The 22,640-nt window shown below is 50.1% G+C and carries 16 protein-coding genes, 1 tRNA gene, 1 other RNA gene and 1 pseudogene; 12 read left to right on the forward strand and 7 right to left on the reverse strand.

The annotated features are described in order from the left end of the window. Nucleotides 1-161: 161 nt before the first annotated feature. From tsaD to fabZ, 12 genes and pseudogenes are all read left to right on the forward strand, one after another. Nucleotides 162-1,211 carry a tRNA (adenosine(37)-N6)-threonylcarbamoyltransferase complex transferase subunit TsaD gene (tsaD, locus tag OXG87_14050; protein MCY3870677.1) on the forward strand — a complete coding sequence of 350 codons (1,050 nt, stop codon included), beginning with the start codon at nucleotides 162-164 and terminating at the stop codon, nucleotides 1,209-1,211. A gap of 2 nt (nucleotides 1,212-1,213) precedes the next feature. Then, nucleotides 1,214-3,358, forward strand: coding sequence for a VWA domain-containing protein (locus OXG87_14055; protein MCY3870678.1), 2,145 nt, complete (start codon nucleotides 1,214-1,216; stop codon nucleotides 3,356-3,358). Further along, the gene (locus tag OXG87_14060) at nucleotides 3,359-4,216 is read left to right on the forward strand and encodes a lamin tail domain-containing protein (GenBank protein MCY3870679.1); all 858 of its coding nucleotides are present in this window, start codon (nucleotides 3,359-3,361) and stop codon (nucleotides 4,214-4,216) included. Between the two features lie 101 nt (nucleotides 4,217-4,317). Further along, nucleotides 4,318-6,720 carry a DNA translocase FtsK gene (locus OXG87_14065; protein MCY3870680.1) on the forward strand — a complete coding sequence of 801 codons (2,403 nt, stop codon included), beginning with the start codon at nucleotides 4,318-4,320 and terminating at the stop codon, nucleotides 6,718-6,720. Continuing rightward, nucleotides 6,717-7,397, forward strand: a complete 681-nt coding sequence (locus tag OXG87_14070; protein ID MCY3870681.1) for an outer membrane lipoprotein carrier protein LolA — start codon at nucleotides 6,717-6,719, stop codon at nucleotides 7,395-7,397. Before OXG87_14065 ends, OXG87_14070 begins: the two co-directional genes overlap by 4 nt. A 49-nt stretch (nucleotides 7,398-7,446) precedes the next feature. Further along, nucleotides 7,447-8,536, forward strand: a protein-coding gene (gene prfB, locus OXG87_14075) for a peptide chain release factor 2 (GenBank protein ID MCY3870682.1) whose coding sequence is annotated in 2 segments (ribosomal slippage) — nucleotides 7,447-7,503 and nucleotides 7,505-8,536 — 1,089 coding nt in all. Because the reading frame shifts where the segments join, the coding sequence is not laid out codon by codon here. A gap of 130 nt (nucleotides 8,537-8,666) precedes the next feature. Then, the gene (lysS, locus tag OXG87_14080) at nucleotides 8,667-10,199 is read left to right on the forward strand and encodes a lysine--tRNA ligase (protein ID MCY3870683.1); all 1,533 of its coding nucleotides are present in this window, start codon (nucleotides 8,667-8,669) and stop codon (nucleotides 10,197-10,199) included. After that, a complete protein-coding gene (locus OXG87_14085) occupies nucleotides 10,192-10,866 on the forward strand; it encodes an ABC transporter ATP-binding protein (GenBank protein ID MCY3870684.1) in 675 nt (224 codons plus the stop codon). Before lysS ends, OXG87_14085 begins: the two co-directional genes overlap by 8 nt. A 113-nt stretch (nucleotides 10,867-10,979) precedes the next feature. After that, nucleotides 10,980-13,537 (forward strand): annotated as a pseudogene (locus tag OXG87_14090) (ATP-dependent Clp protease ATP-binding subunit). 139 nt (nucleotides 13,538-13,676) lie between these two features. Then, nucleotides 13,677-15,971 (forward strand): outer membrane protein assembly factor BamA, encoded by a 2,295-nt coding sequence (gene bamA / locus OXG87_14095; GenBank protein ID MCY3870685.1) that lies wholly within the window; start codon nucleotides 13,677-13,679, stop codon nucleotides 15,969-15,971. A gap of 70 nt (nucleotides 15,972-16,041) precedes the next feature. Continuing rightward, nucleotides 16,042-16,590, forward strand: a complete 549-nt coding sequence (locus tag OXG87_14100) for an OmpH family outer membrane protein (GenBank protein MCY3870686.1) — start codon at nucleotides 16,042-16,044, stop codon at nucleotides 16,588-16,590. Between the two features lie 91 nt (nucleotides 16,591-16,681). Further along, nucleotides 16,682-17,119 carry a 3-hydroxyacyl-ACP dehydratase FabZ gene (fabZ, locus tag OXG87_14105; GenBank protein ID MCY3870687.1) on the forward strand — a complete coding sequence of 146 codons (438 nt, stop codon included), beginning with the start codon at nucleotides 16,682-16,684 and terminating at the stop codon, nucleotides 17,117-17,119. 72 nt (nucleotides 17,120-17,191) lie between these two features. Here the strand turns inward: fabZ and OXG87_14110 are convergent, their stop codons facing one another. The 7 genes from OXG87_14110 to OXG87_14140 form a co-directional block, all read right to left on the reverse strand. Next, nucleotides 17,192-19,063 (reverse strand): ABC-F family ATP-binding cassette domain-containing protein, encoded by a 1,872-nt coding sequence (locus tag OXG87_14110; GenBank protein ID MCY3870688.1) that lies wholly within the window; start codon nucleotides 19,061-19,063, stop codon nucleotides 17,192-17,194. Next, nucleotides 19,060-19,878, reverse strand: coding sequence for an orotidine-5'-phosphate decarboxylase (gene pyrF, locus OXG87_14115; protein ID MCY3870689.1), 819 nt, complete (start codon nucleotides 19,876-19,878; stop codon nucleotides 19,060-19,062). Before pyrF ends, OXG87_14110 begins: the two co-directional genes overlap by 4 nt. Nucleotides 19,879-19,929: 51 nt before the next feature. Next, nucleotides 19,930-20,301, reverse strand: an RNA gene (gene rnpB / locus OXG87_14120) — RNase P RNA component class A. Between the two features lie 7 nt (nucleotides 20,302-20,308). Next, nucleotides 20,309-20,731 carry a ribonuclease HI family protein gene (locus OXG87_14125; GenBank protein MCY3870690.1) on the reverse strand — a complete coding sequence of 141 codons (423 nt, stop codon included), beginning with the start codon at nucleotides 20,729-20,731 and terminating at the stop codon, nucleotides 20,309-20,311. Next, the gene (locus OXG87_14130; GenBank protein MCY3870691.1) at nucleotides 20,728-21,450 is read right to left on the reverse strand and encodes a C4-type zinc ribbon domain-containing protein; all 723 of its coding nucleotides are present in this window, start codon (nucleotides 21,448-21,450) and stop codon (nucleotides 20,728-20,730) included. Before OXG87_14130 ends, OXG87_14125 begins: the two co-directional genes overlap by 4 nt. Before the next feature lie 119 nt (nucleotides 21,451-21,569). Beyond that, nucleotides 21,570-21,646 (reverse strand) — tRNA-Val (locus tag OXG87_14135). A gap of 141 nt (nucleotides 21,647-21,787) precedes the next feature. Continuing rightward, nucleotides 21,788-22,552 (reverse strand): phytanoyl-CoA dioxygenase family protein, encoded by a 765-nt coding sequence (locus tag OXG87_14140; protein ID MCY3870692.1) that lies wholly within the window; start codon nucleotides 22,550-22,552, stop codon nucleotides 21,788-21,790. Between the last annotated feature and the right edge of the window lie 88 nt (nucleotides 22,553-22,640).

Below are 22,640 nucleotides of genomic sequence, written 5' to 3' on the forward strand. Positions count from 1 at the left end.
AGTTGCCATTTCGGTGGGGAATACCTCGCCGAAATGGCTGTTTTTTTCCTTACCGGTTTGCCGTTTCACCTTCTCCCAACATGGGCGGCACCGGTTTCTTTCTTTTTTCCCTTCGTATGCCGATACACTCCCCTTAATTTCCCAACAGCTGATACATACTTATGAGTATTTCTGATCGGCCCATTTTAGGTATTGAAACATCCTGCGACGAAACTGCCGCTGCCGTGGTAGCTGATGGGCATATCTATTCCAACGCAATTTTTTCCCAAACAGAACACAGTCTCTACGGCGGCGTGGTACCCGAACTGGCATCTCGCAACCACATACGAACACTCCTGCCCGTCGTCGATCAAGCACTTTTAGAAGCCGACTTGAAACTGGACGACCTCTGTGGTATAGCTGTGACACAAGGACCCGGCCTGGTCGGCTCCCTGCTGGTGGGCATTTCCGTGAGCAAAGGGCTTGCATTGGGTTCGGGGCTACCTCTTGTGGGTGTGCATCACATTGAAGGCCATTTATTTGCAGGCAGTATGGCGCACCCCGACCTGGTACCACCTTTTATGGCACTGGTGGCTTCCGGGGGGCACACGGAATTAATTCATGTCTGTGCGTGGGGCAATTATGAGCGCTGGGGACGAACGCGCGAGGATGCTGCAGGTGAAGCATTTGATAAAGTGGCTAAAATACTGGGGTTATTGCGCGAAGGCGAAGTCACTATGGGCGGACCGCGCATTTCTATGCTCGCAGAAGAGGGAAACCCCGATGCCTTTGATTTTCCGCGTGCATTGATCAATGATCCGGGATTTGATTTTAGTTTTAGTGGACTAAAGACCTCTGTACTCTATCGAATTCGCGACCTCGCTGTAGAGGATATTGAAGCTATTCGAGCGAATATTGCGGCGAGTTTTCAGGCGGCTGTGGTTGATGTGCTCGTGGAAAAGACACTCAAAGCGGCGCGGGAAGCAGGTGCAGAGCGGATATTGCTTTCGGGCGGTGTAGCCGCCAATCGCGCGCTACGTGCACAACTCGACGACGGGGCCTCCAAACTCGGGATGGGCGTGTTTTATCCGCCCACGCTCTTGTGTACGGACAATGCGGCGATGATTGCCAGCGCGGGTGCTTTTCGATTGGCGCGAGGTGAAGTTGCCGGAGGCAATTTGAATGCGGCCCCTCGATTGCCGCTGCCTGGACTGCGCGAGCGGCAGGTATAACAATGCTGCGCGATATTGGATTTTCCGCCTCAGATGGATGGCTGCTATTAATCGTCGGCTGCGCCGGAATTTATCTCGCTTTTCTAATGTATCGCTCGCGCCTTCAGGGCATACATCGATTGTTGTTGGGCGTGCGTGTCGCGGCACTTGTTTTGTTAATTAGCCTTTTGATGGAGCCGATTCTCGCGCTGACATTGCATACGCAGCGTTTGCCCTTAGTCGCCCTGCTCATTGACGATAGCGAAAGCATGAAAATAGCAGATGGCGATACTGCGCGTTCGGAAGTTGTAAAAGCCGTACTGGCCGATCCTTCACTCAAAAATTTGCGCGACCGCGCGCGAGTGACGCAGTTTAGGTTTTCCGATGTTTTGACATCCATGCGCGAGGAAAAAGAACTTACATGGGCGGGGCGAGCGAGCGATCTGGCAGGTGCATTAGATGCCTTGCGCGAGCAAACAATGGGTGAAGGACTTGCCGCTGTGGTCCTCATTTCAGATGGCGGACAAAATTTGGGTGGGCGTCCCGAGCGGGCAGCAGCCGATCTGGGCGCGCCAGTGATCGCTGTGGGAACAGGTGACCCGGTCGCACCTAAAGATGTGTCCATAGTATCGGCGGTTATCGATCCCCTCGGCTATGTGGGCAGATCGCTGGTGATACAAGTGCGCGTACTTTCTTTTGGATTTGAACAGGTGCGTGAACAGGTACGCGTACTCCTGGATAGTCGGGAAGTGAGTGCCCAAACCATTGCGCTGGCCGATGGTGAGCAGACCCTTGAATTTGAGATCAGACCCGAGCGATCCGGGCGACATGCATTCTCAGTACAAATTGCGGCGCAAGCAGGCGAGCGCACAGTGGACAACAACCGCGTGGTGGTCTCGACAGATGTGCTCGAAAGCCGCGTGCGAATTTTAATACTTGCGGGCAGCCCAAGCGCCGATTTGGGCTATTTGCGGCGCGTGCTACAAGAAGATGCCAATCTGGAAGTTGAGGTGTTGGTACGCACATTGATGGCCGGGTGGCAAAGAGATGTGCGTCGCGCACTGCGCACATTGGACGAGCGCGATATTGTCGCGTTAATCAATTCCCCCTACCAAGTACTTGCAGGTGTACCAGAGCAGGCAATTGTCGCCTTTGTGAAAAAAGGCGGGGGGCTGTTGGCCCTGGGAGGTGATGCCACCTTTGATGATGGGTACGCGCGCTCGGCATTGGCCAATATTTTGCCCGTGCAGTTTTTGCGGTCGCCAGACACATTTCAAAAACGCACTTTTGCCCTTTCGTTTCCCGATTCTCGCCATCCCATTTTGCGCGTATCAGATGATCCATTAAGCGATCGCGACGCTTGGGAGGCATTGCCGCCACTTCTGTCTTATAATCGCGTGGGAACTGCTGTTTCCAACGCAACTGTGTTGGCACATCATCCCACAGAACGCGTTGATGGCATACCGATGCCAGTGCTGGCCATTCGCCGCGTGGACGCGGGAAAAACCGCGATTGTAGCCTACCAAACATTTTGGCGTCATGGGCTGATGATGTGGGGCGACGGCAAGACCGATGCCGTGGCACGCGCATTTTGGAAAAATATGGTGCGTTGGCTGGTCACGCGCGACGAGATGTCTCGCATAAAAATCACGACCGAAAAACCCGAGTATCGAAGCGGTGAGCCTGTCGCGGTGCATGCAAGTGTTTTTGATCACCTGTTGCAGCCGCGTTCAGGCGCGCGAGTTCTGGCGCGAGTCGGCGACAGTTTAGGTGTGCGAGAAGTTGTTTTGCGAGATTTGGGCGGTGGACGGTATGCTGGCAATTTGGGGCGTTTCCCACAAGGCGATTACGAGCTTCAGATACAGGCACGAGCCAATGATGGTGACCTGGGCACGGGCACGGATCGTTTTACTGTGGGAAGATACAGCCTGGAATACGAAACCGTGCGCATGCGCGCCGAACTGCTCGGCGATATTGCCACGCGCAGTGGTGGACAATATGTAAAACCACGTGACCTGAAAGCCGCACTCGATTCGCTTGTGCTGGCTCCCGAACCTGTTGTCACCCACCACCGGGCCAGATTATGGGGGCAGGAATGGCCGCTTTTCTTGCTGGTGGGATTGCTGGTCTTTGAATGGACTATTCGACGAAGATTGGGGATGTTATAAATGGATAGAATACAAAAGTTAAAAAATAAAATATATTCAGTAATCAATGCGCTGTTTTGTTGCACGATCTTGCTGACTGTGAAGGTCTCTGCACAGGTGGTGATCAATGAGGTCATGGCACGGCCCTCCGATGAGTCAGAGTGGGTTGAACTGTACAACCGCTCGCCAGACGCAGTTCATTTATCGGGGTGGACGTTATCCGATTTGCGTACAACGGGACAATTTGAAGCAGGTGCGGTCATTGATGGTGGAGGATATGTGATCGTCGCACAAGACGCAGAAGCTATTGATCTGCAATATCCCGACCTCGATGTTCCCATTTTGTCGCTTACCCGCTGGCCCCGACTGAACAATGGAGGCGATGGTCTCATTTTGCGCGATGCGACGGCAACACGCGTCGATAGCATCTTTTATCCAGCACAAGCGACTGCCATCAGTCTGGAACGCATTGATCTCACTGTAGTGGGAGATCAAAACAACTGGCTCGACAGTCAGGATCCGCGGGGTGCGACTCCCGGAACTGCAAATAGCGTTCGATTTAACAATGACGTAGCAAAGGTATCAGTTGTGGTTGAGCCCAATCCCTTTATCGATCAAGTCGCCATTACATATCGGATGCCCTCCCCCAGGCTCCACGCAAATTTGTGGGTGTTTGATCGCACGGGCAGGCGCGTGGCATCCTTACTCGAAAGTATTGAAAGTGGCAGTCAGCGCATTGTAAATTGGGATGGGCGCAACGATAATGGGCAAATTTTGAAGCCCGGTATTTATGTTATCTACCTGGAAGCCGGTACACCAGAAGGCGAATTATTTCGCGCCCGAAAGCCTGTGGTGCTGGCAAAAGGGATAAGCCAATGAAGTGTGAAGGTGGACTTTTTTCTTTTCACTTCTTATTTTTATTTACCACCGATGTCCCCACATCGGATCTATTCTCCCCTTTGATGCTGTGAGGAACAAATATGGAACAGTCATCGAAGGCATTACCTGAGACCCCAGAAGATCAGCTGAGATTACCTTTTCAAATTTTGGGCATATGCTTGATTGCTCTCGCGCTATTGATAGCTTTGAGCCTGCTATCGCACTCGCCTGAAGACCCGCCCAATTCGACACGCCCCAACGAATTGGCGCAAAATCTGGTCGGGTGGCTCGGCGCACACGTATCCTATCACTTGCTATTTAGCGTGGGCTATGGCGCTTACGCACTGATCGTTTTGGTATTGGTGTGGGGGTGGAACCGCCTCAGGATGTCGAGCGTTAGATCATTTGTGATGCACAGTATCATTCTGTTTTCGCTAATGGTGATTTATTGTGGCGCGACAGGCGTGCTCTTTTGGGAGCGCCCCACAATGGCCTGGAAATTGGGAGGCGGGCTGGGATTTATGCTATCGTCTTCCCTCCTGGTGCCCTATTTGGGTATCGTTGGTTCTTATATTTCTTTGGCGACGCTATTTGTTGTGTTGTTGATGGTTGCCACCGATATCCCGTTTAACCGAATACCCGAGTGGACATTCTGGAAAAAACGTGCGGAGGAGTCTGACAATAACGGGACACCAATTGAAGTGGCACGGGACGAAGACATTGAGCAAATTGAGGACATTGAGCAAAAAAAAAATATAACTGAAGAAGAGATTGTTGACGACCCCATTTTAGATGACTGGAAAAAGGATGAATTACCCGGGGAATCCAAGCCCGAGATCGCCGCAGATATCGATGAACTATTAGAGAAGCACACAAAAGAGACAGTTGCTGACCCCATTCCAGATATGGCACGGGGTGAGCGAGAAAAAGTCGAATTGCCTGAAGTGGAATTTGAAATAGTAGATGAAACACCTGAGCCAGAACCAGAACCCGTTCCTTCAAAACCGAAAAAGAAAAAGAAAATCAAGCGCAAGAAATCCTCGACATATTTACTGCCCAATCTGAAGTTGTTGGAAGACCCCCCTCCAGGTGATGGAATTATAGACCGCGAAACCCTGTTTAAAGGGGCACAGGTATTGGAGCAAAGCCTGAGCAATTTCGGCGTTCAGGGCAAAGTGGTGCAGGTCAATCCCGGACCTGTTATTACAACATACGAGGTTGTACCTCCCCCAGGCGTGAAAGTCAGCAAAATCGTCGGACTTGCAGACGATCTCGCCCTCGTGATGAAAGCGCAAAGCATTCGCATTCAGGCTCCCATTCCCGGAAAGGCTGCGGTCGGCATTGAAGTGCCCAACCCAGAACCTTCTACGGTCTTCTTAAAAGAAATTTTGGAATCGCGCGCATTTGAGCAGTCCGATTCAAAATTGATGCTCGGGTTCGGCAAAACAGCTTCGGGTGACCCCTATTGTGCCGATCTGGCAAAAATGCCGCATTTGTTAATTGCCGGCGCAACCGGGGCTGGTAAATCGGGGTGTATAAACGCGTTAATTTCCAGTATTTTGTTCCGCTGCACACCTGAAGAAGTGCGTTTTATTATGGTAGATCCCAAAATGCTGGAATTGTCAATTTACAACGATATTCCACATCTCCTGGCTCCTGTTGTCGTCGATCCCAAAGTGGCGTCGGGTGCGCTCAAATGGGCAGTATCAGAAATGGAGAACCGATATCGCACAATGGCGCAGTTTACAGCGCGCAATATTACTGATTTTAACGCCAAAATGGCGCGGCTGCGACAGGAAGCACCCACTGAGGAAGACCGCGATGAGATTCCCGATGCCTTGCCCTATATAATTGTGGTGATCGATGAATTGGCCGATTTGATGATGACTGCACCGAGCGATATTGAAAACTCACTGGCGCGATTGGCACAAATGGCCCGCGCTGTGGGCATCCATCTCATTATTGCAACCCAACGCCCCTCAGTGAATGTGATTACGGGGACGATCAAAGCCAATTTCCCAACGCGTATTGCATTCCGCGTGGCATCTAAGGTCGATTCGCGCACGATTATTGACGCCAATGGCGGTGAAAAACTTCTGGGGCGAGGTGATATGTTATTTTTGCCCCCAGGGCACCCCGAACCCATTCGCCTTCACGGAGCGTGGATCGATACCGAAGAAACCGAACAATTAGTGGCCTGGGTGAGCGATCAGGACGTCGAACTCGACAGAGTTGAATTTGAAGGCGAAAATAGCGATCTTTCTGTTGTCGATAACGAGCGCGATGCCCGGTTTGATGAGGCATTGCGATTGGTGGTTATCCACCAGCAGGGCTCGGCATCGCTCCTGCAGCGCCGGATGAAGGTCGGATACTCGCGGGCCGCCCGTCTTGTTGACGAACTCGAAGCCGCCGGTATTGTTGGCCCGTCCAATGGATCGAGTAAGGGGCGCGAAGTCCTCGTTGACGAAGACTATTTAGAAGAACTCGAGGAGTTGGATGTATGATGCGTAGAATGCACCACAGGCGTAGCCTGCAAGCCCTTCTCGCTATTCTAGGCATTCTATTTTGCACGAGAACTGTGCAGGCCGATACGCGCGGCTCAGAGGTAGTTGCGAAATTGCAAAAAAAATTTGCGGATCTCGAGACGCTTTCCGCTCACTTTGTCAAGCGACACTATTGGCGCGTGATGGATCAGCATCAAGAAATTAAAGGCAAATTGCTGGTTCAGCGCCCCGATCAGTTTCGGATGGATTCAGATGTACAGGTAGTGGTGAGCGATGGCAAAACCGTGTGGCACTATGCGCCTGCCAATGCCCAGGTGTTGGTGAGCGATTACACAGCGATGGAAAATGATCGAAACTATGAAAAATTGTTATTTGATCTGATTTTTTGGGGTGGGTACGACGAAAATTATGTGCCCGTTTATGTGGGAGAAGAAAAGATCCATCGCAAAACGTGTTACGCGGTCGATCTATTGGCAAAAAAAGAAGATACGTATATCCATAAAATTCGCCTATGGATAGACAAACGACTCTACCTGGTGCGGCAAGTGGAATATCGCAATATCCACGAAGATGTGACAACATTTTTGTTGTCGGATTTGAAGGTGAATAAAAAAGCCAGGCCCGATCAATTTACATTTCACGTACCCAGCGGAGTGGAATTGATCGATTTGCGTTGATCATAACCGAAAGGAACAAATAATGGCCGTGGAAATTCAGGTGCGTGAAATGCAAGACGCGCTATCCGATTATAGCGCGCGCGTAGATAAACTCGGGAGGTATCTTTGACCTCGATCAAAGACGGGCAAAAATTGCCGAATTTGAAAAACTCATGGAAGCACCGAATTTCTGGAATGATCGCGAAAATGCACAGCGGATTATCGACGCCTGTAATGCGGAAAAATACTGGGTTGAAAGTTGGGAAAATTTAAATGAGCAAGTGGGCGATTTGGATCTGCTTTTTCAATTGGCGTGCGAAGAAGGCGATGCCGAATCTCTGTCGGAAGTCGCCGCTGAAGTACCCGGGATTGGCGCAGCTTTAGACGCACTTGAATTGCAGCATATGTTGGGCGATCGAGAAGATCGCAACGACGCGATATTGACCATTCATCCGGGTGCTGGGGGCACCGAAGCAGCAGACTGGGCGCAAATGTTGATGCGTATGTACATGCGGTGGGCCGACCGGCGCGGGTTTCAGACCAATGTCCTGGACACACTTCCCGGCGAAACGGCCGGGATTAAGAGCGCGACAATTGAAGTGAAGGGCGATTATGCCTTTGGCTATCTCAAGTCTGAATCTGGTGTACACAGACTGGTGCGGATTTCTCCTTATGATTCCAACAATCGTCGCCACACATCATTTGCATCCGTTTTTGTCTATCCCGACGCCGAAGGCGATATCGAGGTGGAGATCAATCCCAATGATTTGAAAGTAGATACCTATCGCGCTGGGGGTGCCGGTGGACAACACGTGAACAAAACCGATTCTGCAGTGCGTATTACCCACGAACCCACGGGGATTGTGGTGCAATGCCAGAACGAGCGATCCCAACACAAGAACCGCAATACGGCCATGAAAATTCTCAAGGCGCGATTGTATCAACACATGCGGGAAGAAGAAGACAAGAAACGCGCTGAACTCGAAAGCACAAAAAAACGCATTGAATGGGGCAGTCAAATCCGCAATTACGTTTTTCAGCCCTATCAGATGGTGAAAGATGCCCGAACGGGCTTTGAGACATCGGATGTTTCGGGGGTTATAGACGGCGATCTCGACCCATTTATCCGCGCATATTTACTATCGTCGCGCACCGCGTGAACTGAGTTTTATTCGGTAATCTCAGGCGGGCAACGCGCTTGACTTGAATATGCATATTGGTTATAGTTTTAATATCCTTATATAACATTTAATCTTTATAGATATTTAGAGGGGTTGGGAGGCTCCTGTCTTGACTCGGGTTGTGGGACAAACGCCAGAATCACAATTGATCGAACAGCGCCTGCAAAAACTCGACGCCATTCGAGATTTGGGCATTGAGCCTTATCCGTATCGCTTTGAGCCCACGCACTATTCCGCGGATATTGTCGCGTCTTTTGATGCGCTGAGCGCATCGGGCGACGAGGTGCGGGTTGCCGGTCGATTGATTGTCACGCGCGGCCATGGCAAAGCGGCCTTTGCCGATTTGAGGGATGCCGTGGGCCGTCTGCAAATTTACGTGCGGCTCGACAATGTTGGCGATGATGCTTTCGCGCTGTGGAAGTTGCTGGATATCGGCGATTTTATCGGCGTATCTGGCCGCGTTTTTAAGACGCGCACGGGTCAAATATCCATTCAGGTTCAAACGCTCGCGCTGTTGACCAAAGCCATTCGTCCACTACCTGTTCCCAAAGAAGAAATACGCGATGGCGAGCGCGTAGTACACGATCAATTTAGCGACAAAGAACTGAGATATCGCCGTCGTTATCTGGACCTGGCACTCAATCCCGATGTGCAGGCGGTGTTTCGCAAGCGCAGTGCAGTCGTATCTGCGATTCGCGAATTTTTAGATGCACGCGGTTTTCTCGAAGTAGAAACACCGGTGTTACAGCCGCTCTATGGAGGGGCTTCGGCCCGTCCTTTTGTGACGCATCACAACGTGCTGGACATACCGCTGTACCTGCGGATATCCGATGAATTATATCTCAAGCGTTTGATCGTGGGTGGGCTTGAGCGAGTGTATGAAATCGGCAAAAATTTTCGCAATGAGGGCATCGATCGAACTCATAACCCCGAGTTTTCAATGCTCGAATTGTATCAGGCCTACGCCGACTATTCAGACATGATGGCAATAGCCGAGGCACTCTACGCCTCTGTGGCCGCAAAGGTAAATGGCGCAACAACGCTCGAATACCAGGGTCGAGAAATTGATCTCACCCCCCCCTGGCCACGCATTCCCATGCTCGACGCCATAGAGAAATACAGCGGTATTGATGTGGCGCGCTCCTCAGACGCCGACCTGCGTACTGCATGCAAGCGCTTTGATTCCGATATCGAACCGAATGCAGAGCGCGGCTTGCTGATCAATGCGTTGTTCGAAGCGTGTGTCGAGCCCGAATTGATTCAACCGACCTTTATTACTGACTATCCCATTGCGGTGTCTCCCCTGGCCAAACGCCATCGTACTAAAAAAGACCTCACCGAGCGGTTTGAATTTTTTATCAATGGTTGGGAAGCGGGCAACGCGTTTTCCGAACTGAATGATCCGATTGATCAGCGGCAGCGGTTTGCGCATCAAAAAACCTTACGCGACCAAGGCGACGACGAGGCTCAGATTCTCGATGAAGATTTTTTAATGGCCCTGGAACACGGGATGCCACCGACGGGTGGGTTGGGCATTGGTGTTGATCGAATGGTGATGTTGCTCGCAGACGCGCCTTCGATTCGAGACGCAATTTTGTTTCCTCACATGCGCCCTAAAGAGGGCCTTGAAGACCATGGATGAGTTGCTGCGCGCAACAGGAGTTTGCAAGCACTATGTATTGGGGGATACCCATATTGAGGTACTGAAAGGGGTTGATCTCGGGGTTGATCTCGGCGAAATTGTAGCAGTGGTTGGTGCTTCGGGCGTAGGAAAGAGTACTTTGTTGCACATTATGGGCGGGTTAGACCATCCGGCTTCGGGGACAATTGTCATCAATGGCGTCGATATATTTGCCCTGTCAGATACTGATCGCGCCAAATTTCGCAATCGCCAGATCGGATTTGTTTTTCAGTTTCACCACTTGTTGCGCGATTTTACTGCGCTTGAAAATGTGATGATGCCCCTGATGATTGCCGGTGTTTCGCACGATGAAGCGCGAGGACCCGCGCAAAAACTACTCTGTGATATCGGTCTGGAACAGCGGCTTGCACATTTGCCTTCCGAACTTTCTGGCGGGGAAGCACAGCGCGTTGCTGTTGCACGGGCATTGGTGACGCAACCCGCTGTTGTTCTGGCCGACGAACCTTCTGGCAATCTCGATGTGGCGCGCAGTGCAGAGCTTCACGCATTAATTTGGGAACTCGCCAGAACCCGACACCAAACGTGCATTATCGTAACACACGACCAGCATTTGGCTGCTCGCGCTGATCGGGTGGTCGAGATGGAAGACGGTCGTCTCGTTGCCTAAATAACAAAGCTGTGGGGCTAAAAGAAACAGGGTTGAGTTTTTCTTTATAAGCTGTTATAATGGAATCAAAACCAAGCTTCGCCAGATTTCTCGTTAGGCGAGAGGAGTATTCAATGCAGAACAGTATGTTTTCAGACCAGGTGAAGCAGGTCATGCAACTCGCTCGCGAAGAAGCAGCGCGTCTGGGACACAATTATATCGGCACCGAGCATTTGCTGCTGGGCATCATACGCGGGGGCAAAAGTACGGCCGTTCAGGTGCTGACAAATCTGAACTTAAATCTCGAAAGCATCAAGCAATCCATCGACGATTTTGTCGCTTCTTCTGGCAGTTCAATGACGATGGGTGAAGTGCCTTTTACACCCCGAGCAAAACAGATTCTCGAAATTGCTGCTAATGAAGCCAAAGAAATGAAGAGCCGAGTTGTAAGAACCAGCCATCTGCTGTTGGCTCTGTTGAAAGATAAAGACGGGGTTGCCGCACAGATTTTGGTCACATTCGGCGTAGATCACAGAACCGCTAAAGAGGAGGTGATTGCCGTTTTGCAGGGAAAATCTTCGGGTAGTAAACGCGAAAAAAGAAAAAGCAAAACGCCTTTCCTCGATCATTTCGGACGCGATTTAACCGATCTGGCGCGGCAGGGCAAATTGGATCCAACCATTGGTCGCGATCGCGAAATCGAACGGGTGTCGCAGGTACTTGCCAGACGGAAAAAGAACAACCCGGTGCTTGTGGGCGAACCAGGCGTGGGTAAAACGCAGATCATCGAGGGATTGGCACAGCGCATTGTAGAACGGCGTGTCCCACAAATTTTGCTGGACAAGCGCGTAGTCACGCTCGATATGGGCGGCATTGTCGCGGGCACAAAATACCGAGGGCAGTTTGAAGCCAGAATGTGATCATTTTTATCGATGAATTGCACACCATTGTCGGTGCCGGCAGTGCCGAAGGTACTCTGGATGCATCCAATATGTTTAAGCCCTCACTTTCCCGCGGCGAATTGCAGTGCATTGGTGCAACAACCTTAGACGAATATCGAAAATATATTGAAAAGGATGGTGCGCTCGAGCGGCGGTTCCAGACGATAGTGGTCGATGCCCCTTCAGTGGATGAGACCATTGAAATTCTCAAGGGATTAAAAGACAGTTATGAGACACATCACAAAGTATCGTTTTTACCTGAAGCTATCGAAGCAGCAGCGCAAATGGCCGATCGCTATATAAGCGATCGGCACTTGCCCGACAAGGCCATCGATGTGATCGATGAAACGGGAGCGCGGGTGCGATTGTCTCGCCTCAATCCCCCCGAAGAGATCAAAGAAATCGAGATGGCTATTGGTGAGATTACGCGAAAAAAAGATATGGCTGCCGAAAATCAGCAATTTGAAGAGGCGGCAAGATTGCGCGACCGCGAGAGAGAACTCAAAAACGAACTCGAAAATATGCGCCAGGCGTGGGAAGTACAGGTGACAGATGATGTAGTCGAAGTGACAGAAGAACACATTGCCGAAGTGATTTCGAGCATGACGGGCATTCCCGTGTTTCGACTGGCACAGGCCGAGTCCGAAAGACTGATCAACATGGCGTCCGAGTTACAAAAGCGAGTGATCGGTCAAGAGGAAGCGGTTTCTACGGTATGTCGCTCCATTCGGCGCACGCGTGCAGGTCTCAAAGATCCCAATCGCCCAATCGGCACGTTTTTGTTCCTGGGCCCCACGGGTATTGGCAAAACGTATTTAGCGCAAGCACTGGCGCAGTATCTATTTGACGATGAAGATGCACTCGTAACCGTAGATATGTCGGAATATATGGAAAAATTCGCGGTATCTCGGCTCGTTGGTGCACCACCGGGTTATGTGGGATACGATGAGGGCGGACAGCTAACGGAGAAAGTGCGCCGGCGCCCCTATTCGGTGGTTTTGCTCGATGAAATTGAAAAGGCCCATCCCGATGTCTTCAATATCCTCTTGCAGGTGTTGGATGAAGGGCGTTTGACAGATAGTTTTGGGCGCAAGGTAAATTTCAAAAATACCATTTTGATCATGACATCCAATCTGGGAACCAGAGATCTGCAAAAGGCAGGTGGTTTGGGATTTGGTCGGTCAGACAAAAAATCGATTCGCGAAAAAATGGAAGAGCGCATCAACGAAGAAGTCAAAAAGACGTTTAATCCCGAGTTTATCAATCGCCTGGATGAAACGGTGATTTTCAATCCGCTGGATCGAAAGGAAATTATTCAGATCGTCGATATTGAGCTTGAAAAAATTCTCACGCGCGTTGCAGAACGCGATATCGAAGTACGCCTCACACAGGGAGCCAAGAGTTTGATCGCCGAAAAGGGCTATGATCCGACGTATGGCGCGCGACATCTGCGGCGCACCATTCAAAAGATGATTGAAGATCCCCTGGCCGAAGAGATCATTATGGGCCACTTTGCCGATGGCTGCAAGGTTCGGGTGAGCAAAAAAGGCGATACGCTCAGCTTTGAGGGCGATTCTGTCGCGAAAGAAGAACCGAAAGAAACGACCGAAGTCCAGATGAGTAAAAAAGACAGTAATCTCAACATGGCGGATGAGAGCGGAGAGGGTAATCTCGATGAAAAAGTTAAAGATCAGGACAAATCGGGAGATCCTGTCGGCGAAGAAGAAGTAGTAAACAAGGACAAAGCATGATCGTGAAGGTGCAGTCAATACCCAAACGGCCCGGGCAGCAGTCCGGGCTGTTTGTCGTACAGTCGGAACATTTTTTTGTATTGGGCGTTTGAGGCTTACAAAGTCCCAATAATCTATTTTCAGATAGGTATTTCGCAACGTGAAAAAAGTTTGTACATACAGTTTTTTGGTCATCATTGCACTATTGGGCGGGCGCTCAGGCGCTCAAGAAGGCCCGGTGATTCAAGAGATCCGCATTCGAGGCAATGATTGGGTCGAGACTTCTTTTATCGAGTCTCAGAGCGGTTTATTCAAAGGGCAGAATCTGGCGGAAGGCGAAGCCGCGCGGGTAATTCGCAATCTCTACAAAAGCGGTTTGTTTTCCGATATCAAAATTTCTATAGATCGAGTGCCAGGCGGTGTAGCCGTTATTATTGATTTGAAAACCGTGCCGCGTCTGGGTGAGGTGGTTTTTAAGGGCAATCGCTCAATAAAGGACAAAACACTAAAACGCGAATTGGAATTGACTAAAGGCCAGTTGATACAGCTGCGAGAAAAAAAGAGAGCGGTCAATAAGCTGGTAGCGCTCTATCGGAAAAAAGGCTATTTACTCGCCTCAGTGGATGTACAAGAAGAGGCGGTTGATGAAGATGGGAGATTGCCACTGACCTTTGAAATTCACGAAGGCGAAAAAGTCAATTTGAAAAAAATCCGTTTTCACGGCAACACGGCATTAACCGGAAAACAACTGCGCAAGCAGATGAAAGAAACCAAACAAGACGGCTGGTGGTTTGGAGGAGGCAAATACAGCGAGGAAACCTATCCCGACGATAAAGAATTGGTTTTGGCCTTTTACCGACAAAACGGATATCGGGAAGCAGCAATTGTATCCGATAGTTTGTCATATGGCCCTGATAAAAAAAATATGTATCTCGATATCACCATCGAAGAAGGGCCGCTTTATCGCTTTGGCGCAGTGAGTTGGTCGGGCAATGAGAAAATCACAGATGCGGGTTTTTCTCACTTTATTGTGGTCGATTCGGGCGCGGTTTACAACGAGGAGCGCGTCTTAAAATCGCGAGAGCAGTTGCAAAATGCCTATATGGACATCGGACATATAGGCGCGCAGATTTTTCCGCAACAAAACCCCATTGCAGGTCACGTCGTCAATGTGCATTTTGATGTGGTCGAAAAAGATCCGTGGACAATTCGCAAAATTTTGATTACGGGCAATACCAAAACCAAAGACCGCGTGATTCGACGCGAATTGCGCGTGCGTCCGGGCGATACGTTTAGCCGCGCCCTTTTGGAGCGCAGCGTGCGCGAAGTCATGCAACTCAACTTTTTTACCAATGTTTTGCCCGAGCCTATTGCTGTAGAAGAAACATCTGAGATCGACCTCGAGTTCACCATAGAAGAAAAGTCAACGGGCACGGCGTCTATCGGGGCAGGGTATAGCGAACGCGACAAGCTGATTGGCACCATTGGGTTGCAAATTCCCAATTTTAGAGGCAATGGACAACAACTCGATTTCCAGTGGGAGTTTGGATCGCGCCGCGAAACCTTTAGCATTGGGTTTACCGAACCGTGGTTCCGCAACACCCCCACGAGTATATCCGCATCGCTATTCCGAAGCACCATACGACTGGCAACTTATGGTGTGGCTGACTTTGATCAGCGCACAGAAGGCGGTGCATTTCGCCTCGGACGCAGGCTGCGCTGGCCCGATTATTCGCGCATTTCTGGAGGATATCGCCTCGAGAAGGTAGCTTTTATCAATTTTACCGACACTACAGATGTAAACAATCCCTTTTACGAAGACAATGTGACCAGCAGCATCAGTGCAAACTTGACCCGCGACAGCCGCGATTTGCCGATCTTTCCCACATCGGGTAGCGTGATCTCTTATTCGCCTGCACTGGCCGGTGGATTTTTGGGCGGAAATAGAGATTTTCACAAGCACGATATTGTCACGAGTTTTTACTTCCCCATATTCTGGCGATTGGCCTTAAATGTGCGGTCGCAATTGGGCTTTGTCGCCAGTTATGGCACCGAGCGCGTTCCGTACCAGGAATTGTACCTGCCGGGCGGCGTTGATATTTTTGAAGGCACCATGTTGCGCGGTTATCCCGACCGCTCAATTGGTCCTCGTAATATTGGGGGAGAGCCGATTGGGGGTGTCGCGCAGTTGTTGTTCAACGCAGAGATCAGCATTCCCATTGTGCCCAATCAGTTTTATGGCCTCATTTTTGCCGATGCGGGCAATGCCTGGGAAAATCTGGATCGGATCAGCTTGACGGATATGCGTCGATCAGCTGGTTTTGGCATTCGGATTGTAGCACCTGTGGTGGGTATTATGGGATTTGATTTTGCATGGGGGTTTGACCGTCGGCGTGTCGATGGTCAGTCCGTACAAATGATGACGCATTTCCAATTCGGCCCGCAATTTTATTAGCAGTCATACTCCTCCTTTGCCCATGGATGGCAAGGGAGGGCCAAAAGCACTATTCACGGAGGGATTTTTGATGACACGCTACCGCTTACTTTACGTCGCGCTATCTCTGGCACTAACTGGAATAGCCAGTACTGCTGGCGCAGAGCTAAAGCTGGGGTATATTGATTCGCAGAAAATTCTGGATCAGTACAAGCCCTATCAAGATGCTTTAAGAGAATATAGCCGTTACGAAGACGAACTCCAGCGCAAGATGAGCACCATGCAAAACGATCTTGCCAAAATGCAGGATACCTATGAACGCCAATCCCTGCTTTTGAGTGACAAACGCAAACAAGAAGAGCAGCAGGCCATTGTGAAAAAACAGCAGGAACTACAGCGGTTTGTGCAAGACACGACCTCGCCACAAGGCAGTCTTGCGCGCAAGACCGCGGAATTGTCCGAACCCATTATTCAAACAGTGAATGCGATTATTAAACAAGTAGCAGAAGACGAAGGGTTTGATTTTGTGCTCAATTCAACAGCTCTGGCCTATGCGAAAGAAGCACACGACTTGACCGATAAGGTCCTCGAAGCACTTGCCAAAGATCTCGAAGCCAGGGCAAAAACCGAGGGACCATAGTAGATCATCTATATATGTTGTTTTCTTGAAAGTCTCTGATTTATCCCACAGGGTGATCGGAGACTTTTTAATGTAAATATTGGAGGCTACCGTGACTCTGGACATTAGAGATATTGAAAAAATTCTTCCGCATCGTTACCCTTTTCTCCTAATAGATCGCGTAACCGAGTTGGTGCCCGGCGAGCGGCTGGTCGCGTACAAAAATGTGTCGGCTAATGAGCCGTTTTTCCAGGGGCATTTTCCCGGCAATCCCGTGATGCCGGGCGTGCTCATTATCGAAGCACTGGCTCAGGCCGCTGCAATATTGATGAGTGATGGACAGGAAAGCGATTTGATCCCATTGTTTATGGGCATTGACAAAGCGCGTTTCCGAAGACAAGTTGTGCCCGGTGATCAACTCCAGCTAAAAGTCGAAGTAGGACAAAAGCGCCGCAATGTGTGCAAAGGGGTTGGCGAAGCCACAGTAGATGGCGAAGTCGCCGCACAGGCAGAATTGATGGCGATGTTTGCAAAACGCGAGGATCTATAGCACCCCCTTGCACTGGCGTAATCAAAAAACTCGGCACTAAAGGCCGAGTTTTTTTGTTTTACCGCACACCTCTCATTTTTCTCTTTCCAAAACTTCCCATTCCTCAAATAAGCGGTCCATTTTATTTTTACTCTCTTCCTTTTCTCTTGCCAATTCTCTCAGGCGATGCCAGTCAGTGGCGAGGTCTTCCCGCGCCATTTCTTCAGTTATCTGATCAATCTGGTCCTCGAGTATTGCAATTGCTTCTTCTATTTCGGCTAAGCGGCGTTCTCGTCTTTGCTCTTGCCGCATTGCGCGTTTGCGATTTTCATAGTCGGTTTGCGTTTTGGGTGCATTCTGTACGGTCGGTATTTCTAAACCCTGCATCTGACGCTGATAAGCATCGTAATTGCCATCTACCAGTTGCCACTTTCCGTCGCCAAGCACGACCAGGCGATTGACCAGACGGTTGAGAAAATACCGGTCGTGTGAAACCGCGATCACAGTCCCCGAAAAAGCATCAAGCGCGTTTTCGAGCACATGGCGGGAGGCGATATCCAGATGGTTGGTGGGTTCGTCGAGCACCAGCAGATTGAGGGGTGAACGCATGAGCTTGGCCAGGGCAACGCGACTTTGTTCTCCTCCACTGAGCGACCCCGTCTCGCGCTCTACATCGTCCCCAGAAAAGAGAAAAGCACCGAGAAAATTTCTAATCTCGACTTCTGGAACACTGGGCGTGAGAGACCAGATTTCTTCGAGAATGCTCAAATTGGGGTTCAGGTCCTGACGAGTTTGCGCGTAATAACCGATCTCGAGACCCTTACCCGGGATAACGCCCCCCGAATCAGGTGCGAGTTGTTCCATAAAAATTTTTAAAAGTACGGATTTACCCGAACCATTGGGACCTATAACACCAAGGCGCTCCCCCCGCCACAACGTGAGATTGAGATCGGAAAATAAAGGGCGGTTGGGATAGGCTTTGGTGAGATTTTCAACCTGTAAAACGCGATCTCCTCCCCGTGTGGTAGCGTTAAATCTAAGCGCGATATCGCGTTGTTGCACAACGCGTTCTACGCGGTCGAGTTTTTCGAGTGCTCGGCGTCGGCTCTGCGCCTGCCTGGTCTTTTGTCCCGCGATATTTCGGCGGATATACTCTTCGGTTCGCTCGATATGCGCTCGTTGCGCTCGATAGGCTTTTTGCTGCTGCGCCCGGCGTTGTTCTTTTTCCTCGATGTAGAAGGAATAGCTACCCGAATACTGTTCGACCACACCGCGTTCCAGATCTACAATTTTGGTCACAGTGCGCTCGAGAAAAGTGCGATCGTGAGAAATGATGACAAAGGCTTTGGCATACTCCGAGAGAAAATACTCGAGCCATTCTATAGCTTGTAGATCGAGGTGGTTAGTGGGTTCGTCCAGAAGCAACAGATCGGGTTCTCTTGCGAGCAACTGAGCAAGGGCCAGTCGATTCTTCTGTCCACCACTGAGCACTGGCGTTGGCAATTTCAGGTCAGTCTCGCAAAAACCGAGACCAAACAGAATGGCTTTGGCACGGGCTTCTGTCGCATATCCTCCCATATGCTCATACTGGTCGCGGATATGCCCGTAATCATTGAGTACAGAATCGGAATTTTCACCCTCAGCCATAATTTTTTCCAGGTCCTGGAGGCGGTGTTGCAGAGCCAGAATATCGGCAAAAGCATCGAGTGCCGCATCCATAACCGTAAGGTCTGGATCAAATATGGGTTCCTGTGTCAAAAATCCAATACTGAGACCGCGCTGTCTGTGAAGTTGCCCGCGGTCCGGCAGGCTTTCTTCGGTTATGAGCCGAAGCAACGTGGTCTTTCCGCACCCGTTGGGACCGACAAGCCCGATGCGATCACCTCGATCAATTTGCCAATGAATACCCGTGAGCACATCGTGTGCGCCGAAAGATTTCCAAATATCTTCAAGTTGAATAATCACCTTTTAACGCCTCTCGCGCTATTGAGCACCTGACGCAGGTCTTCCGCAGATCGTCGAGCTGCATCTGCGAAATCGGTACCACTGGAAGCGTAGAGGATGCTGCGCGACGAATTGACGAGAATACCGCTGCCTTTTTTATCGAGACCATTCTGGACAATTGCATTGGTCTGACCACCTTGCGTTCCCACGCCGGGCAAAAGAATGGGAAGGTCAGTGGCAATCCCGCGAATGGTCTTTAAATCATTGGGATGTGTCGCGCCCACCACGAGGCCACAGGGTCCAGTCTCTGACCATTCCACGGCTTTCTGCGCGAGCACCTCATACAGCACGCCCTGGTCCGTATTGAGGCGCAAAATATCAGCCGATCCGGGATTGGATGTGAGACACAACAGGAAGGCGCAGCCATTTTGATAAGCCAAAAAGGGGTCAATAGCATCTGTTCCCATCAGAGGATTGACAGTCACGGCATCAACGTCGAGTTCGCGGTATGCCATGTATGCATACTGTTCTGCTGTATTGCCAATATCACCAGCTTTGAAATCGAGTAGAATTGGCATATCATTGGGAATAGCCTGGATTGCACCTTGAAGTATCTCCCAGCCCGCTATGCCTTGCGCGCCAAAAAATGCAAAATTGGGTTTATAGGCGCATGCAATATCCCGCGTGGCGGCTATAATTTCTTTCAGAAAAGCGAGTGTGGGATTGGATTTTCTTTTCATATGATCGGGCAACTTTGCCGGATCGGGATCGAGTCCCACACATACAAAACTGTTATTGCGTTGTACTGTATCACTGTATTTTCCTAAAAAGGACATTCATATCTCCATTAAGCAAATGGCGGATCCCTTGTGGGAATCCGCCGTTTTGAAACAAGCGAGCCTGTAAGCCGAGTTCTGTCGTATGGTCTCCCAAACGGATGGTCATTTATCTGGGACGCCGGTTACCCGACGCCTCTTGCGGCCTACCCGAGCGCAATAGCGAGACGGGCCATCTCTCTGCTCCTATTCGGCCTTGCTCCAAATGGGGTTTACCGTGCCGCGCTCGTCGCCGAGTCGCGCGGTGGGCTCTTACCCCACCGTTTCACCCTTGCCCGCTGCGCGAAATATCGCGCCCGCTGGCGGTCTATTCTCTGTGGCACTTTCCATCGGGTTGCCCCGCCTGGGTGTTACCCAGCATTTTGCCCTGTGGAGCTCGGACTTTCCTCATCCCAAAAGGGACGCGACCATCCGGCCCGCTTGTAACATTTTATTTTTTAGACGTGTCGGCAATGTCTTTTGTTGCAATGCCCCGGTTTGCCAACCGATCGGCTTCTTTATTCTGATCTCGGCGCACGTGTTTGATCTGAAAGCCGTCAAAAGTTCTACTCTTCGTTTGGGCGGTCTGATAAAGCGGCAAAAGTCCCCCACTTTTGACTTTGTAAGTCCCATTCATCTGGCGAACCACGAGTTCGCTGTCGGAAAATACTGTCACCCGATTGGCTTTGAACTCGGCGGCTATTTCGAGGCCCTTGATCAGCGCGCAATACTCTGCGACATTGTTGGTTGCGCAGCCGATATATTCACAATGTTCTGCGAAAAGGTCTCCACTCGCTTCAATGCGAATACCAATGCCAGCATGCCCGGGATTGCCCCTGGATGCCCCGTCAATAAATAGGGTCAATTCTGTCAAACCTCAGCCTCGTCATCACTCCACACCAGAAGGCGACCACAATTTTCGCAGCGTATAATACTATCGGCACGTCTGACTTCCACCAGGCGTTGAGGGGATAATTGCCGGTAACAGCCACCGCAGGCCCCTTTGCGAACCGGTACAATGGCAATACCACCTCTGACAACTCTGCGGATGCGATTGTACATGTTTAAAGGGCTGTTTTCCACACCGGGTTCGATGGCAGACCGCTTCTTTTCCCAGTCACCTACATTTTTTTCTACGGAATTGAGTTTAACTGTCAATTCGTCAATTCGCTTTTGCCGATCTTCTTCAATTTCCTTGTAATAATTTTCGTCTTCGCGCAGTTTTTCCCCAATTTCTTCAACCGTTTCAATGCTTTCCAAAATAGCGGTTTCGTGTTGGTCCTTGCGATCGTGTAGAGTTGCGATTTCGAGTTGCAAAGCATCGTACTCTTTATTGGTCTTTACTTCATAGAGACGGTCTTGATGTTTTTTCAAGTCTTCTTCAATTGCGCTGAGTTCTCTTTCGAGTGCCCGCCGATTTTTTTCGAGTTCTTCACTGCGCTGTTGTTGGGCGTCGAGTTGATCGCGTGCATCTTGCAGTTCTGTTTTGAGACTATTGATTTCTTCAGGGTAATCAATTTGAGATTGGTGCAACGCGTTGATTTCTTTGTCGATTTCTTGAAGTTTCAGCAAATTAACCAAACTCTCTCTCATGCGCGGGTCTCCTCGTGAAACGTAAAAAAGAAAAGGTGCTACCCTGAGCAGGTGCACCTTTCTATGGCCGTTTTTGCTACAACTTGAACCTCTTGATCTGTTGACAAGAAGTTTTGGAATGGTGGGCGATACTGGATTTGAACCAGTGACCTCCGGTATGTGAAACCGGCACTCTAACCAACTGAGCTAATCGCCCAATTTCGCAATAATACCCCACAGAACGACCGACCTATTTTGATATTTTACAGGAAATTTTACAATGCATTTTAATTAACAAAAGATAGTTTGGGATGTCAAGCCCGATGTATCAAATCATGCCCTATCTACACGCCTGCATTTACGCATTTTCTTCCAACTGCACAGTATCGGGCCGCTGGCCTATTGATGGTGGAGCCATTAAGCGAACCTGTTGTGTCGTCAAATTTTCATAATCATCGACACTGTAATACGTATTTGCCCACGATGAATGCCCGGGGCTGTATTTATACAAAAATGCGCGCCGCTCGTGATCAGCTGTCCACGGCATCGTTCCGTGAACCAACGCCTCAGTAAAAATCAACGCATCCCCCGCGTTCACTTCGGGCTGTACCACATAATGGGGTACCCGTTCATACTCCCGCACATCCCGTGGAATGCTATTCAAAAAATTGGTCTTGTGCGTGCCGGGAATACAACAAAACCCACCATCGCCTTTGCGTGCAGGTGTCGTAAAAAAGGTTACCACCGTCAACCCGGTTCGAATAACACCATCTCGGTATTTGTACCAATGATCGCCCTCACGCCCATTATCGCCCCCGTGCAATCGCCCTCGCTGCCCACCTTTTTGCATAAAAATGCTGTAATCGTGATCAATTCGCACCTTTGGTCCCAAAAATTCCAGCAGATAAGGCATAATCTTCGGGTGATCCAGCAAATTTTGAAAAGGTATCCCCCACGTTGAGGGCCGTCCCACACTGCGATATTTGCCATCGACCTCCTTCATCTTCTCATCGGCAATCGCATTCAGTTCATCCACTTCCCCCTCTGAAAGCACATTCTCAATCACAATATAGCCATCTAAATCAAAGACAAATTTCTCTTCAATATCCACCGATAACGGCATGCTTCACTCCTTTAGATATGGACACAAACAGTCGAATTTACCACAAGATAACCACCTCCATCACCCGCGTCAAACGCATTTGAAACAG

It is taken from the genome of Gemmatimonadota bacterium (assembly GCA_026706845.1).
Classification (GTDB): Bacteria; Latescibacterota; UBA2968; order UBA2968; family UBA2968; genus VXRD01.

Coding starts and splice junctions, on each gene's coding strand:
- tsaD (MCY3870677.1), top strand. CDS start 162: ATGAGTATTTCTGATCGGCCCATTTTAGGTATTGAAACATCCTGCGAC.
- OXG87_14055 (MCY3870678.1), top strand. CDS start 1,214: ATGCTGCGCGATATTGGATTTTCCGCCTCAGATGGATGGCTGCTATTA.
- OXG87_14060 (MCY3870679.1), top strand. CDS start 3,359: ATGGATAGAATACAAAAGTTAAAAAATAAAATATATTCAGTAATCAAT.
- OXG87_14065 (MCY3870680.1), top strand. CDS start 4,318: ATGGAACAGTCATCGAAGGCATTACCTGAGACCCCAGAAGATCAGCTG.
- OXG87_14070 (MCY3870681.1), top strand. CDS start 6,717: ATGATGCGTAGAATGCACCACAGGCGTAGCCTGCAAGCCCTTCTCGCT.
- OXG87_14085 (MCY3870684.1), top strand. CDS start 10,192: ATGGATGAGTTGCTGCGCGCAACAGGAGTTTGCAAGCACTATGTATTG.
- OXG87_14100 (MCY3870686.1), top strand. CDS start 16,042: ATGACACGCTACCGCTTACTTTACGTCGCGCTATCTCTGGCACTAACT.
- pyrF (MCY3870689.1), bottom strand. CDS start 19,878: ATGTCCTTTTTAGGAAAATACAGTGATACAGTACAACGCAATAACAGT.
- OXG87_14130 (MCY3870691.1), bottom strand. CDS start 21,450: ATGAGAGAGAGTTTGGTTAATTTGCTGAAACTTCAAGAAATCGACAAA.
- OXG87_14140 (MCY3870692.1), bottom strand. CDS start 22,552: ATGCCGTTATCGGTGGATATTGAAGAGAAATTTGTCTTTGATTTAGAT.